This window comes from Pseudoalteromonas atlantica (assembly GCA_007988745.1).
In the GTDB taxonomy this organism is placed as follows: domain Bacteria; phylum Pseudomonadota; class Gammaproteobacteria; order Enterobacterales; family Alteromonadaceae; genus Pseudoalteromonas; species Pseudoalteromonas atlantica.
In genome coordinates, this window is record BJUT01000038.1 from 12,462 (window position 1) to 27,192 (window position 14,731).

Here is a 14,731-nt window from a genome sequence, read left to right on the forward strand (position 1 = left end):
TACAGTTTAGTAACCATAAGATGACAATAGTAATTAATTAAAATTCAACAACTTAAATTTTTTAGCAACGAAAAAAACCGCCCTAAGGCGGTTTTGGTGTTGCGATTATGAAATAGGTAAACGCTTTATTATTTGTAAAATAGCGTTAGGGTATAAAGTTAAAGTAACGCGGCTTTAAGTGTTTGCGCATGCACTTTTTCACGCTTAACATATTTAATCCACTGCTTTGCTAAACGTTGTGATTTATCATGCTTTTGGGCTTGTTCAAACGCTAAAATAGACGCATCAAAATTTTGCATATTGTACTGTGCCATACCTAGCGCAACGTAAGCGTTTGATTCAAAATCAAGACCGCCTTTGTCAAGCGCCTTACGCGCAGCATCAGCCGCTTCTTCGTATTGCTCAGTGTTAACAAACACTTCTGCTAGGCGTTGATCGTACTTACCATGCTCTGATAGGTCAGCCGCTTTTGCAAAGTAGCTAATCGATTTTTCATCTTCTTTAGCTTGAATCATGGCCTCTGCAATAAAGGCATAGTTTTTCGCTGATTTTTCTACAATGCCTTTTTCTATCGCATCACTCATTGTTTTAGCTGCTTTGTATGCCAGGCCGTTATAAAGGTAAGTTTGCGATAACTGTCGTAAATCAGACTTGGTTTTTAAAAAGCCTTGTTGATACGCCGCTTCGATTACTGCTAGTTGCTCTTTTTCTTTGCCGGTTTCTCCGTACATACCAGCTAGCTGAACCCAATACTCTGGTTTATTGTAAAGTTTAACCATGCGCTCAAGCACTGCCACTACTTTATCTGTTTGATTAAGTGAGTAATACATAGCGCGCTGAAGTACCAGCCAGTTTTCTTTAGGCGTTTTGCCTTCGCTGTCGCTAAGAGCAATAACTTGATTGATATACTCAAGCCCCTTTGGGTATTCTTTTAACTGGTAGTAAGTTTGCGCTCTAAGTAAGTAATACCCTTCTGTAATAGGTTTGGTATTTATTTCTTCCCACTTATCTAAAAACGCGATAACTTTTTTATACTCACCGTTTGCCATTGCAAGCTGCGCTAAGCTAAACGTGGTACTTAAACGTAATGACTCTGGAATAGCCTTTTCGGCTACCACTTTTTCAAACGAGGCAATGGCTTTTGGTAAATCATTTTCGTTGTAATAAATAAAGCCATAAAAGTTATGCATCATCGCAATTTCGTACGAGTTCATACTTGAAGCTCGCTCTTGAATGCTATCAAGTGCTTCAAGGCCGCCTTTTACATCGCCATCGTCAGCGAGCTTTTGCGCACGAGCAAGCTGGCTATAAACCTTTTCGCGCAGTGCAGGTACACGCTTTGTTTTTTGTTCTTGCTCTGCATGGGCAGTTGCTACGTTTAGCCCCGGCACAAGGCTTAGCGTACTTGGCACAACAATACTTGCACTGATCGCGGCAGTGCAAAATAATGCCAGTTTTAAATTTTTAGCTGTAGGTAGTAATTTCATAATCGCCTCGCTATTTCATCCAATTAAGATAAGTTAACCATTAATTTGGAAAGATATTTTGTTTTGAACACCCGCCACTTCAACGGCTTCACCATTTACTACGCGCGGTTTATATTTAAATTTAAGTGCGGCATCCATCGCTGCTCTATCAAACAGTGACTCAGGAACCGCTTTTACTACTTGCGGGTCACGAACAGTACCTTGCTTAGTTACTGTAAATTCAACAATTACATAGCCTTCAATACCACGCGACAAAGCACGACGCGGATAAACTGGAGCTACTTTTACAATAGGTAGGTATTCACCATCACTTGTTTCAAGCGCTAAGCCACCCGCTAGGTCAACGTCGCTGCCTACATCCGCGCCAAAATCAAAATTATTGCTGGCCGCGTTTGCATCATTATTTTGCATTTGCGGCGACTCCATCGGTGGTGGTGGCTCTTTTGGTGTAGGTGGCTTTTGCGGTTTACGCTCTTTCTTTTGTACCGTTTCTTCTTTTTTCAAACGTACAAAGTCTAAAACGTTTCCTTTTACTGGCTCCGACATGGCACCTTCACCACCGGTGATCAGTGCCTGCATGCCTAAAAACAGCATAAAGGTCACTACACCCGCTACTATTAATGCTACTAAATATCGCAACATGGCTAACCCTTAAGACGCATCTTGTGCAGCAATTGAAACATCAAACGCACCTGCAGCACGCGACGCATCCATTACTTTGATTAACATATCAGTGGTGGCTTTTTTATCAGCTTGAATAACCACGCTCCCTTGTGGGTTTTCTGCTTTTAAACGTTCGATATTGGCTTGCACTGCACGTACATCGATTTGACGTTTATTAATCCAAATCTCGCCTGTATCAGAAATAGCCACTAAAATATTAGCGCGTTCTTTTTTAACCGCTGTTGCGGCTTCTGGGCGGTTTACATCAATACCGGCTTCTTTAACAAACGAGGCGGTAACGATGAAGAAAATAAGCATGATAAATACAACGTCTAACATTGGGGTCATGTTAATTTCTTCAGCTTCGTCTTCTTGTAATAGGTTTCCTAACGGGGCTCTCATTTTTATTCTCCTAGGATGAGCGACTCTATAAGCCGCTTATCAAAATGTTACTTAATGGTCTAAAACCATGCTGTCTTCAAGTAGTTCAACTTCGCGCTTGGCTCTGCGCTGTAAAAACGTAGAGGCAAATACACCCGAAAGTGCACCAACCATACCTGCCATGGTGGGAATAGTTGCTTTAGAAACACCTGATGCCATAGAGCGCGCACTACCCGTACCGGTAATTGCCATTACATCAAATACTTCAATCATTCCCGTTACTGTGCCTAACAGGCCAAGTAGCGGACACAATGCAACCATTACATTTATCAGTGCTAAGTTGGTGTCTAAACGCATTGAAGCACGTGAAATCATCGCCTGACGTATTTGCTCAGCATTCCAGCTATTGCGCTCTGCACGGTTTTTCCACTGCGCTTTTACGTTTTGTTTGTAACTACGAAAACCTTTGAAAAAATAAATAAATCGCTCGAGTATCAATAACCACATCGCGAAGATTAACACCCCGATGACCAAGAGGACTTGGCCACCAGTGTCGAGAAAATCACGGATAGCATTGATTGAGTCAATCAATAGCACCATGGTTTATGCTCCCTTCTCGCTTCGCTGTGCGATAATACCTGCGCTTTGCTCTTGAATAGTAAGCAAAATATTTTTAGCGCGTGTATTAAGTAGGGTGTATAAAAATACCGTAGGAATTGCCACAACTAGGCCTAGCACCGTTGTTACCAATGCTTGCGAAATACCACCAGCCATTAGTTTAGGGTCACCTGTACCAAATAATGTGATTGCTTGGAAGGTGTTGATCATACCGGTTACTGTACCTAGTAAACCTAGCAGTGGCGCCACCACCGAGATGATTTTAATAAGCGTTAAATTACGCGTTACTTTTGGCATTTCACGTAAAATAGCTTCGCTTAATTTAAGCTCTAATGTGTCGTGGGCAACATCAGGGAATTGATCTTTAACTTTCATTACGCGGCCAAGTGGGTTGTCATCGCGTGCTACATCATCTTTAAGTTGACGACGAATTTTACCGCCCATAATCAGTAATGAGAAAAAACGTTCAAGTGAGATAAGTAAAGCAATAACACCTACACCTAAAATAACGTAACCGACTGTGCCACCTTGGTGTACGCGCTCTTCGGTATCTGGTGCTTGCACTAATAAACCTAAAATTGAGCCACCCGTTGGGTCAAGTGCAAACTGCACAATACCATTTTTTGCATTTTGTAACTCTTCTGCAGTTGCAGTAAAACGTGCTACAGGCTGGCGATTTAACTCGCTTAAGGTATTTGTTACTGGGTTAAATTCTAGGTATTTACCGTTAGAGATTAAGTTAAAAGCACCTACACGTACCACTTCTTGTTGTGCTTTTTCACCACCTTGTACAATTACATCGGTAGTAAAGCGGCTTACTTTACCTTGCTCTGTCATTTCGCGTTGTAGCTCAAACCATACTTTTTCAATATCTTCGATAGAGGCAAGCTTTGAAGTAGAGCCCATTTTTTGTGCTAGCTCATCCATAAATGTGCTACGACCCGCAATTTCAGCTGATACCACAGAGGTAGCGAACTTATTGCTAGAATCACCAGCAACTTGCTGAAGCACACCAAATAGCTCTTTTAAAGAACCCATTCGTTTAGACAGTGTATCTGTTAAGTTAGCAAGTTTAATTTCGTTTTCTTCAAACTGTGTTTCTAAGCGCTCAGACTCAGCAAGCATTTGATTACGTTTTGCTTGAGTGTTGTTAAGCATTTGCACTTGTTCGTTTTGGCGCGCCATAAATTCTTGTTCGCGTTGCTTGTTTTGCGCGCTTTGAGCCGATTTGCCTTCTTCAAGTGTTTTTAATAGTGAGTCTAAGTCCATAGGCTCAGCTGCCACACTTGCGCCTGCAAAGCTTAGGCTTGCAGCAAAAAGGGCCATTTTTGTCATTTGAGTAAACAGTTTCATCTTCAACCTCTTATTCTGCTGCGTGTACTGGCAGAGTTAACATATCTGGGGCAAGTTGCTTACGTGCGATACGTAAACCTTTATTGATTTGGCTAATTGTTGAGTCTGGTAAAGTAACAAACGATTTTGTTTCTTCATCCCAGCTACCAGCTTGCTTACCATCACGTGTTAAATAAATAAGCTCTAAGCGGCCAATGCGTAAAAAGTCTACTTCACGCTCTTTACCGTCTACCGTTAGCAGTGAGGTGTAGGCTTCAATAGTGCGTCCGTAATCAACTTCTACTTGGTATGCTTCTAATACGCGGCGGAATTTTTCGCTTGAGTTAATATCTGCACGGTCCATCATGGCATTTAAAGAGCTAATACGCTTAGTGCGCTCTTCTTGCAAAAATGGCACATCAAGTGCTACAAATTGCTCAAGCCCTTCAATCATGCGCAACATTAGTGGTGTGATCTGACGCTCAATAATAGAGACCTGATCCATTGAAAGGTTAAGTGACTCCATTTCTTCAATTTGGTTATTTAACTGTTTAGTTAATTGCGCGTTATAAACAGTTAAACCATCAATTTCTTTATTAAGGGTTTTAAACTGTTGAAGACGTCCTTGCATTGAATCAGCAATCTTGTCTATTTTTGTTTGTGATTGCGCAGCTGATTTATTTATTTCACTGCTTTTATCGATAACCTTTTCTAAATCATTGGCATGTACTGCAGCACTTGCTGCTACAATACCAGCTAAGATCAATGGTTTAACGCCTTTCATCGCATACACCTTTACTCGTTAATTAGCGGATTTGCTAGTTTGTTGTTTTAGCCTAAACTGACTTGTTTTAGGCTAAAGATTTTCAATGAGTGAAATTGTATAGATGAATAATGACAGGCATGTTGCGCAAAAAAGTCTATTTTGTTACAGCTGTAACATTTGCGTCTTATATCGGAGTGTTTACATGCAAAGCGTGTATTAAAGCAGCAAATACACGCATTTTGGCTAGTTGTTAAGCTAATAAAGCGTTAATTGTGTTTAGTGTTTGCTGGTGATCGGTGTAATTTATTTTAATTGCAATGGCTTTATTATCAGTTATTAATACTAACGAAGGAAAGCCTTGTATTGGCAAGCTTGCACTAAATGCTAACTCCTCATGTAATTTTTGATTCAAAGCCTCAGAGCAAAGTTCCTCGGTAAACTGTTGTTTATCTATGCCTATTTTTTCAGCTAAGGTAATTAGAGTACTTTCATCAGATGGGTTTTGAGCATGTAGATAATAAGCATGTTGAATTGCCTCTATCATTTGTGGCTCTTTATTATGCGCTCTGGCAATAATCGCCGCTCTGCAGGCTGGGTAAGTAGAGCGCCTTGGCTGACAAACCTGCCAAAAATCAAAATTAAACTGTGTGCCCAACATCGCACTAATTTTATGCCACGTGCTTTGGAGCATGGCGCGCATATTTTCTGGCATGGGCTCTTGGCTATCTGGAGCAAGCCCCCCTACTTTGTATTCTATAGTCAGCTGCGAAGCTAATGCGGCTTTTAGTTTTAACCACGTCGGTTTATATCCCCAGCACCAACTGCACATAGGGTCGTGTACATATATAAGTTTAGTTTGAGTCATAGTGTTCCTGTGTGATTTGATACAACTTTGTTACGCCCTTGCTCTTTAGCTAGGTACAGGTATTCGTCTGCTTGTTTAAGTGCACGGCTGTAATGATCCACATTATCAACCTGTGCCACACCAATACTACAGGTAATAAATACCCGTTTATTATCGCTGGTTAAAATAGCTTGTTTTGCGACACATTGTCTAAAATCATCGGCTAATTTTGTAGCCACTGGGGCTGTTTCTTTAGGTAAAATCACCACAAACTCTTCGCCTCCATAACGGGCTTTAACTGCGGAATTTGGAAATTGTGAATCTAGTAATTTGGTAAATTCTATCAACACTGTATCGCCAAAATCATGACCATAGGTGTCGTTTAGTCGTTTAAAATAATCTAAATCAAGTAATAAAATAGAAAACGGCAAGTAGTTTTCGGGCGTTTTAGCAGCTAATTTTAAAAAGTGAGCGGTGATGAAACGCCTGTTCGCGCCACCCGTTAACTGATCTGTATAGGCATCTTGCGTTTGCGCAAGGGTTATATCAGCAATTGCCAGGTGACTTTTATGCCTGAAATATTCACCTATAAACGAAAAAATAAACACCAGTGTAAAAGAGGCTAAAAACCGAGACTTTTCAATACCGCCATAGTTAACTTGCCCAAAATCAGGCCCGTATAAAATAACACTGCAGCACAGTAATAAGCCTAAGCCAAGCCTGCAGCCATGCTTTACACCTAAAGAGGCAAAACACACTACAGGGTAAAACATTAGCCAATAAAGCGCGGTATTTTCTTTTCCGCCGGTATACGTAAGGGCCACACACATAATAAACACTATACACATACTTATAAGTGCAACCATTTCCAGCTTGGCTGTTTTTATAAAATAAAAAGTGCCGCTAATAAGGGTAATATCAACCGCGATTAACGAAGCGGTAAGAATAGGCGAATACACCTTGTAGTTAAACACCACCAACATAGAGATAACAATAATAGCAATGGCTATCATGGTGAATAGTGAAAATGCTTGGCGCTGTTTATCCGAGCTATACACCTTATCTATGTTAATAAGGCTTAACCAACTTTGTCCTGTAATCGATTTTTTTGGCATATTTTAAACTCTAAACTTTTGAACCATTTGCTCTAAATCACTAAATTGTTGTTTAAGTTTAGTACATTCATTGAGGGTGTTTTTTAAATTTTCTTGGCTTTGTACCGATAACTCACTCATGCTTGTAATGTCTGCGTCGAGCACTTTAACAAGGTCGTTTTGCTCAACAGTGGCATTGGCAACACTATGATTAGCATTGCTAATTTGTTTTATTGACTCTATTATTTGACCCATTAACACGTTCACACCTTCAGCGTGCTCTACGCTTTTTTCACTGTCTTGAATGCTTGTTTTCATCAGCTCTACCGCTTGGTTTGAGCCTCTTTGTAGTTGCCCTACGGTATCTTCAATCTCTTGGGTTGATTGCTGAGTACGATGGGCTAATTGGCGTACCTCATCAGCCACAACGGCAAAACCGCGCCCAGCTTCGCCTGCTCTTGCAGCTTCAATTGCCGCATTTAATGCAAGTAAGTTGGTTTGCTCGCTCACACCTTTAATCACCTCAAGCACTTGCCCAATACTAATAGTATGCGCGTTAAGGCTATTAATAGTGTGTTGCGCTTGTTCCATATTGGCTGATAACTGATGAATACTATTAACGCTGTGCAATAAGGTTTGCTGGTTTTGTGTTGAATGCTCATCTGCATTTTTAGCAATTACAGAAGCGTCACTGGCGTTATTAGCAATAGCCATAGCCGATTGCGAAAAATTATTAACCGCCATGGCAACACTATCAGTACGTTTTGTTTGGTCATGGTGCATGGCTAGTGAAGAATGTGTCTGCGACACCACGCTGGCTATTACGCTATCGAGTTGTTCAGTCGTTAATTTAACGTGTTCTATAGAGTGCTGAATTTTTTCAATAAAAATGTTAAACGAGTGACTAATTTGGCCAAACTCATCATTGTTTTCAACCTTTAAACGTTTGGTTAAATCACCTTCGCCTTTTGCAATATCTTCTAGTGCATCATTCAGGCGCGCCATAGGTTGCATTAAGTAACGCAGTAAAAATTGCATAAACACAATAATGGCCACAATTCCCACTAACATGTAAATAAGCGCGTTAACACCAAAGCGAGACACCTCTGCATAGGCTTGGTTTTTATTAATAACGACACCTAAATACCAGTCAACATTGTCTATGCCACGTATTTTAGTAAACGATATCAACTGCGGCTCCCCCGCTATATCATATTGTGTAAATTCGCTATTAAGCTCAGTAGATTGGCCAAATAATTCGGCGGTGTTTTTTAAATTAAGTTCGCTATTAGGATGGCTTAGCACTTGGCCATTTTTATCTACTAAAAAAGCATACCCTAACCCTAAAAAATCAATATCGTTAATTATTTCAGTCACTGCGTGCATGTCTATATCTGCACCCGCTACGCCACTAAAGCGGCCATTGCTTTGAATGGGCACAACGGCAGATATAGTCAGCTCGTTGGTGGTTACATCAATATACGGGGTGGTAAATGCGGTATAGCTTTTATTTTCAACTAACTTATACCAAGGGCGCGAGGTGGCATCAAAATCAGAGGGCAATACAATGCTTTGATCGTTAAGTATAAATAAACCACTTGGTTTACCTATATACGTATTTTTAAAGCCACCAGCGTATTTAGCAGTATTAAGCTGGGCAAGGGTTAACTGTTTTGGATCACTATTTTTGTGAGTTTGCGCAATCGATTTTACTATGGTGAGTTTAGCGTTAAGCCAGCTTGCAATGTTTTGTGAGGTAGATTCTGAATTTTGCTTAAGGACTAAATCGAGCTGCTGTTGCGTTTGGTTTCGCATGGCGATGTAATTATTTATAGCAAATAAACCCAGAACAATAACCAGTACCATAGATGCTGCAATAGTCACTTTTGAGGTGAATTTAAGTGAGTTAAGCATGACTGCCCTTTTTTATTTTTTGTTATTAATTATATTTTTAGCAAAAATTTAAAGGTATGTCGTCGTTAATGAGGTAGATAAGCAGGTTATGTACTTAAAATAAGAATAAAGAACCACCTCTATTCACTATACAGTTGTAACACCACTGCTTTTTAAAAAACAAACCCGCATTTGGAACGTTCCTATAAAATAATGATAAAAAAGCGACTGAATACGTATTCAGTCGCTCTTTCATCGGGGAGTATTTACCACTTTTTAGCTAAACGAACCACGTTTAAGCCATACCAAGCAATAAATACATAACACACTAGCGGAACAAAAAAGCTTTGCTGAATATTAACAACATCAGCAATGTAACCTTGTAATAACGGCACCAAGGCACCCCCTACTATTGCCAAACACAACCAGCCAGAGCCTTTACTGGTTAATGAGCCTAAGCGCTCTATCGCTACAGAAAATATAGTCGGGAACATAATTGAGTTAAATAAACCAATGGCCAGTACCGCGTACAGGGCTACATTGCCCTGCGTAAATATAGTCACAAGTAACAAGGCAATTACCATGCAGGCATTAAATGCCAATGCTTTAGATGGCGCTATTTTTTGTAGTGCAGCAGAGCCAATAAAGCGGCCAATCATTGCTCCGCCCCAATAGTAACTGATCAGTGCAGCAGCAGCGTGCTCTTCAAGCCCAGCTATATGTGCTTCACCAAAAAAGTTAACTAAAAAACTACCTATAGCTACTTCACCACCGACATAACAAAATATAGCAAATACGCCCATTGTTAAATGAGGTGCCTGTGTTAATGAGCGAGTTTCATTAACCGGGTTATTTTCTTCTTTATGGCCCTCTATTTCAGGAAGCTTAATAAAGGCAAATACGATAGCAATAATAAGTAAGGCCGCTGCTAACATTAAATAAGGTACTTTTACAGATTCAGCAGTAGCAGCACTTGCTGCTAATGTACCTGCGGTACCAAAAAACAGGATACCTCCAACATACGGGCCTACGGTTGTCCCTAAGGCATTAAGTGCTTGCGCTAAATTTAGCCTAGATGAGGCAGTTTTTTCCGGCCCTAAAGCAGCTACATACGGGTTCGCAGAAACCTGCAAAACAGTTACACCAGCAGCCAGTACAAATAAAGCACCTAAAAACAACCAGTATTCATGCACCACTACCGCAGGGTAGAACAACATACAGCCAATTGAGGCAACTACTAGGCCGGTTAGTATGCCTTTTTTATAACCTAATTGTTTAACCAAAATTCCAGCGGGAATAGAGACAATAAAATAGGCGCCAAAAAAGCAAAACTGTACGAGCATTGCTTCAAAGTAAGTTAGGTCAAAAACGCCTTTCAGACGAGGGATTAGTACGTCGTTTAAAACGGTAATAAAACCCCATAAAAAAAACAGTGTGGTCATTGCAGTCAGCGGTAACAGGTAATTTTTATTTTGTTGCTCTTTGACCGCAAATGATTGATTGGTATTTATTTCACTCACGTCATTTTCACTCCATTAACAAGTTGAAAATGATTTTACACGTTTGCGACACATTATAAGTACAAAATAATTGGAACGTTACAATTAATCACATTCATTTAATAAGGACTGTTTCATCCTTTGGGTTTCGCCGCTATTTTTAAATTTGTATAAAGCAGTATTAATATCTTCTAATACAGTGAGCCAGTGTGGTGTTTTTTTACTTATCGCAAAATATAAAGGGTTATATTGAATTGCCTTGCTTTCTGGTTCAATAGCACTAAGTAGGGTCTGTTTTTCGCTATCGGGTAAAGCGGCATATTTTACCGAGTAAAGTAACACAGCGGGGTCGCCTATAATTAAATCTACACGCTTTGCCGCAAGTAACTTTACCAGCTGTAAATCATCAACGGCATTAATGATGATAAATTCGTTGTTATCCATCATGGCATCAAACTCAGGGGTATTTTGATACCCTCTTACAACACCAATACGCGAGCCTTTAAGCGACTTTAAATTGCCATTAAACCTGTCGGGCTCGCCTTTGCGTTTTAAAAAACCTATGTTACCGCCTTCAAACGAATTAGAAAGCCCTAAAAGCTTACGGCGTGTTTTACCTTCTATGTAATCAGATGGCGCGGTGTCTTCAATATAATACTCTGGCATTAACACATCGGCTTTACCTAGCTCTACAGAACGAACAGCTCTCGCCCAAGGAACAAACTCTATATAAGCACTATAACCAGCGCTATGTAGAATCGCCGTACTAAATTGATATACCCAGCCTTTGTTACACAGCTTATTACCTATGTAAGGCGGCCAGTCTAATGTAACCACATGAATTGTTTGATTGCTGTTTGGCGTGCTAAATAGGTAACCCGATTTATAGCGCTCACCTATTACAGTGTGACGAGTATCATCTTGCATGTAGGTCACAGGAACCTCAGCAAAACAATAAGATGAAAAGAGTATGAGGATTAAAAATAAACGCATAATTAAATTTCATTTACAATATGTTCCTAAAGTGTAGAACTTAGTACATAAAGTAAAAGAAATTTTAATTAAAATTACAGCAGTGGGGGCTTAAGCTTTTACCCACTTCATTTTATTATTGGTATCGCGAGAATTAATAATAGTTGAGTCGCTGCTCTCTACCCCACCAAGTTTGGCTAAACGGTCGTAAAGTACCACATTGCAGGTGGCCGCAAGGTTCATACAACCAATTGTAGGCACGTAAACCACTTCATCGCACCATTTTAAAATCTCTTTTGGTACTGAGCCGTCTTCTGGCCCAAATACATAAAATGCGTTTTCAGGGTGTTTAAAATCAGGTAACGCCGTGGCGCCTTCAATCAGCTCAATAACCACAACCTTTGCGCCTTCAGGTTTTACACTGAGTAAGTTATCAGTGCCGGTAAGTGCAATACGCTCAACAACATTTTTAGTATCGGTATGAAACTTTTTAGCATTTAAGTAGCGACTACCGGTAAAGAATACTTGTTTAGCGTCATAGCAACCCGCGGCACGTAAAACGCCGCCAACATTTGTAGGGCTTTTAGGATTAATTAAACCTATTACAGCCTTAAACTCGCTCATTAGTCGCAATCCTTTGTTGGCCACTCAGCAATGTATAAATCAAAGTCATCGAGCTTTACGTCACAGTCTTTTACGGTTTTATCTTTAACAGAAATACCAAGCGTATGCATTTGGGTTTTGTCACCCTGATTTAATAGCGGATGCCAAGAGGCTAAACCTCGGCCCTCGTGAAGGCGGCGATAACTACAGCTTTGCGGCATAAAAAAGATATCTTTAAGGTTGGCTTTGGTCAGTTTAACGCAAGAAGGGACAAGCGTTTGGCGGTTTTCGTATTCGCTACAACCACAGGTATTGTTATCAAGGTATTGACAAACAATGTTGGTGAAAATAAGCTCTTCACCTTCACGTAGTTGGTCGGTGGCGGTAAATTCGTCTTCATCTTCACTGTCAATAAAGGTATTTAAACAGCATTTTCCGCAACCATCACAAATCGCTTCCCATTCGTTTTGGCTCATATCGGCTAAGCTTTTTTTAAGCCAAAACTGTGTATTTGCTAACTCTTGATCAAACATAATTTACTCGCGCCCCTAAAGAGCGCGCATTCTAACGTATTGCTACAGCGTGCGCAAAGCCCGTGCCTTTATTTGTACGGGCTTTGCGCATTTTGCTATTTACTGGCAGCAACCCAACGTTTAATTTTTTCCTCTAAAATAGGCATCGGCAAGGCGCCATCAATCAATATTTGCGTATGAAACGCTTTAATATCAAACTTATCACCTAACTCTTTTTTAGAGTAGTCACGTAATTGTTGAATTTTAAATTGCCCCAATTTGTACGACAGTGCTTGGCCAGGCCATGCAATATAACGCTCAACTTCTGCTATCACATCGCTTTTAGCCATTGACGAATTTGCCAGCATGTAATCGATACCTTGCTGTCGAGTCCAGCCTTTTGCATGAAAGCCAGTATCAAGCACTAAGCGCATTGCTCTAAGTTGCTCATCGGCCAAACGCCCATACCACATATAAGGGTCGGTAAATAAGCCCAGCTCTTTTCCTAGGCTTTCTGCGTACAACGCCCAGCCCTCTGCAAATACCGTGTAGCCGCCAAACTTTCTAAAATCTGGAAGGCCATCTATTTCTTGCTGTAAAGCAATTTGAAAGTGGTGACCTGGCGCGGCTTCGTGAATAGAGAGCGTTTCTAATAAAAATTTTGGCTGCGCTTTTAAGTTATAAGTATTGATGTAAAAAATACCTGGGCGAGAGCCATCAGGTGCCGGCGCTGCATAAGATGCACCCGCTGCAGATTGCGCTCGGTAAGGTTCAACCGCTTTTACAACATAAGGGGCTTTAGGCGCAACATCGAACAGTAAAGGGACGCGCGCATCTATTTTTTGTTTTATATCTTCATACGCTGCAATTAATGCCTCTGGCGTATCGTAATAAAATTGGTCCGAATCACGTAAGTGCTGAAAAAATTCATCCAAAGTGCCGTTAAAACCTACCTCGTGTTTTACTTTTTTCATCTGACTTAAAATACGCGAAACTTCACTTAAACCAATCTCATGTATTTCATCTGCAGAAAGGCTCAACGTGGTATTTTTTTTAATTTGATATTCATACCAAGCTTTACCATTAGGCAAGTCACTATAACCTACCGTTTCTCGGCTTTGAGGAATGTATTGATTGGCTAAAAAGTCGCTCATACTTTTATATGCAGGCACTAATTGCTGCATAATAAGTGCTTTATATTGCGCCGTTATTTGCTGCTTTTGCTGTGCAGTAAATGAGGCTGGTAAGTTTTTAATTGGCCCCCAAAATAACGAATCCTCTGCATTTTTAACCACATGCGCAGCAAATTGTGGCTGAAGCTTTTTAGCTAATGGTTTTGGTAAGGTAATGCCCGCTTTAGTCCCCTTCGCCATCGCGCGCTCTACACTGCTGAGCCAGGAAATAAAGCCTTTGCTTCGTTTTATAAAATTATTGTAATCTTCTACGGTGTTAAATGGCTGCGCACTTTGTCCCGAGCCAAAACCGGCAAAGGTATTATGCGCTCCCGCCATTTGGTTAATAGGCAGCATATAGCTTGGAAATTGCATTCCCTCTAAATTAAGTGCTAGGTCTCTTTGTAATATTTCATAGCTGAGTAACGCTTGCCCTGTTAACTGCGACTTATCAATAAGTGTTAAACGTTGTTGATACTTTTTGTAAAACGCGGCTTTTTTTGCCCTATTTTTTTGGGTAATAGCGGGGGTAAACTTATCATTAAATTCACTGCGACCACTATAAGTTGCATTAATAGGTTTAAAGCTGAGTAACTCGTTGTAGTACTGTGCTACAAGTACATCTAATTGCTGCTCATAAGAGAGCTCAGAAACAATAGCTGCAGGTGCGTTTGACGTGTTTAGCTGTGCACTATTGCCAGTGTTATTACTGGTTTGTGTGTTCATACAGCCACTTAAAGCAAACATAACGCCACTGGCAACTAAGGCTAATTTAATTGATTTCATGGTAATCCTTTTTAGTATCGTCACCCGATTATGCGCACTTAACCTGCGTTAATAAAGAAATTACGATAAGTGGCGATTAACCTATTATATTTACACTTTTATATTAGGT

14 protein-coding genes are annotated in these 14,731 nt (G+C 40.3%); all 14 read right to left on the bottom strand.

All coding sequences use genetic code 11. The features are described from left to right. Window positions 1–158: 158 nt before the first annotated feature. The 14 genes from PAT01_RS14355 to PAT01_RS14420 all read right to left on the bottom strand — a co-directional run bounded on the left by PAT01_RS14355 (window position 159) and on the right by PAT01_RS14420 (window position 14,622). Window positions 159–1,487, bottom strand: coding sequence for a CDC27 family protein (locus tag PAT01_RS14355; protein ID WP_154945683.1), 1,329 nt, complete (start codon window positions 1,485–1,487; stop codon window positions 159–161). 33 nt (window positions 1,488–1,520) lie between these two features. Beyond that, on the bottom strand, window positions 1,521–2,126 hold the full coding sequence (locus PAT01_RS14360) for an energy transducer TonB (protein ID WP_029772986.1): 606 nt from the start codon (window positions 2,124–2,126) through the stop codon (window positions 1,521–1,523). 12 nt (window positions 2,127–2,138) lie between these two features. Continuing rightward, entirely contained in the window at window positions 2,139–2,552 is a 414-nt protein-coding gene (locus PAT01_RS14365) for an ExbD/TolR family protein (RefSeq protein WP_004586342.1), read from the bottom strand. Between the two features lie 51 nt (window positions 2,553–2,603). Further along, the gene (locus PAT01_RS14370; RefSeq protein WP_029772985.1) at window positions 2,604–3,131 is read right to left on the bottom strand and encodes a MotA/TolQ/ExbB proton channel family protein; all 528 of its coding nucleotides are present in this window, start codon (window positions 3,129–3,131) and stop codon (window positions 2,604–2,606) included. 3 nt (window positions 3,132–3,134) lie between these two features. Continuing rightward, on the bottom strand, window positions 3,135–4,502 hold the full coding sequence (locus tag PAT01_RS14375; protein ID WP_024031703.1) for a MotA/TolQ/ExbB proton channel family protein: 1,368 nt from the start codon (window positions 4,500–4,502) through the stop codon (window positions 3,135–3,137). 10 nt (window positions 4,503–4,512) lie between these two features. After that, entirely contained in the window at window positions 4,513–5,265 is a 753-nt protein-coding gene (locus PAT01_RS14380) for a DUF3450 domain-containing protein (protein WP_004586345.1), read from the bottom strand. 232 nt (window positions 5,266–5,497) lie between these two features. Next, window positions 5,498–6,112, bottom strand: a complete 615-nt coding sequence (locus PAT01_RS14385) for a DsbA family protein (RefSeq protein WP_154945684.1) — start codon at window positions 6,110–6,112, stop codon at window positions 5,498–5,500. After that, the gene (locus PAT01_RS14390; RefSeq protein WP_154945685.1) at window positions 6,109–7,206 is read right to left on the bottom strand and encodes a GGDEF domain-containing protein; all 1,098 of its coding nucleotides are present in this window, start codon (window positions 7,204–7,206) and stop codon (window positions 6,109–6,111) included. The genes PAT01_RS14385 and PAT01_RS14390 overlap by 4 nt, the downstream gene beginning before the upstream one ends. A gap of 3 nt (window positions 7,207–7,209) precedes the next feature. Further along, window positions 7,210–9,099: a methyl-accepting chemotaxis protein gene (locus tag PAT01_RS14395; protein WP_154945686.1), complete on the bottom strand. Its 1,890-nt coding sequence runs from the start codon at window positions 9,097–9,099 to the stop codon at window positions 7,210–7,212. 245 nt (window positions 9,100–9,344) lie between these two features. Further along, entirely contained in the window at window positions 9,345–10,598 is a 1,254-nt protein-coding gene (locus tag PAT01_RS14400) for a sugar MFS transporter (protein ID WP_154945687.1), read from the bottom strand. Window positions 10,599–10,682: 84 nt separating this feature from the next. Continuing rightward, a complete protein-coding gene (locus tag PAT01_RS14405) occupies window positions 10,683–11,570 on the bottom strand; it encodes a substrate-binding periplasmic protein (RefSeq protein ID WP_031289408.1) in 888 nt (295 codons plus the stop codon). A 90-nt stretch (window positions 11,571–11,660) separates the two neighbouring features. Further along, window positions 11,661–12,173: an RNA methyltransferase gene (locus tag PAT01_RS14410; protein ID WP_154945688.1), complete on the bottom strand. Its 513-nt coding sequence runs from the start codon at window positions 12,171–12,173 to the stop codon at window positions 11,661–11,663. Continuing rightward, entirely contained in the window at window positions 12,173–12,685 is a 513-nt protein-coding gene (locus PAT01_RS14415) for a YcgN family cysteine cluster protein (RefSeq protein WP_154945689.1), read from the bottom strand. Before PAT01_RS14415 ends, PAT01_RS14410 begins: the two co-directional genes overlap by 1 nt. A gap of 95 nt (window positions 12,686–12,780) precedes the next feature. Further along, window positions 12,781–14,622: a DUF885 domain-containing protein gene (locus tag PAT01_RS14420; protein ID WP_154945690.1), complete on the bottom strand. Its 1,842-nt coding sequence runs from the start codon at window positions 14,620–14,622 to the stop codon at window positions 12,781–12,783. Window positions 14,623–14,731 lie beyond the last annotated feature (109 nt).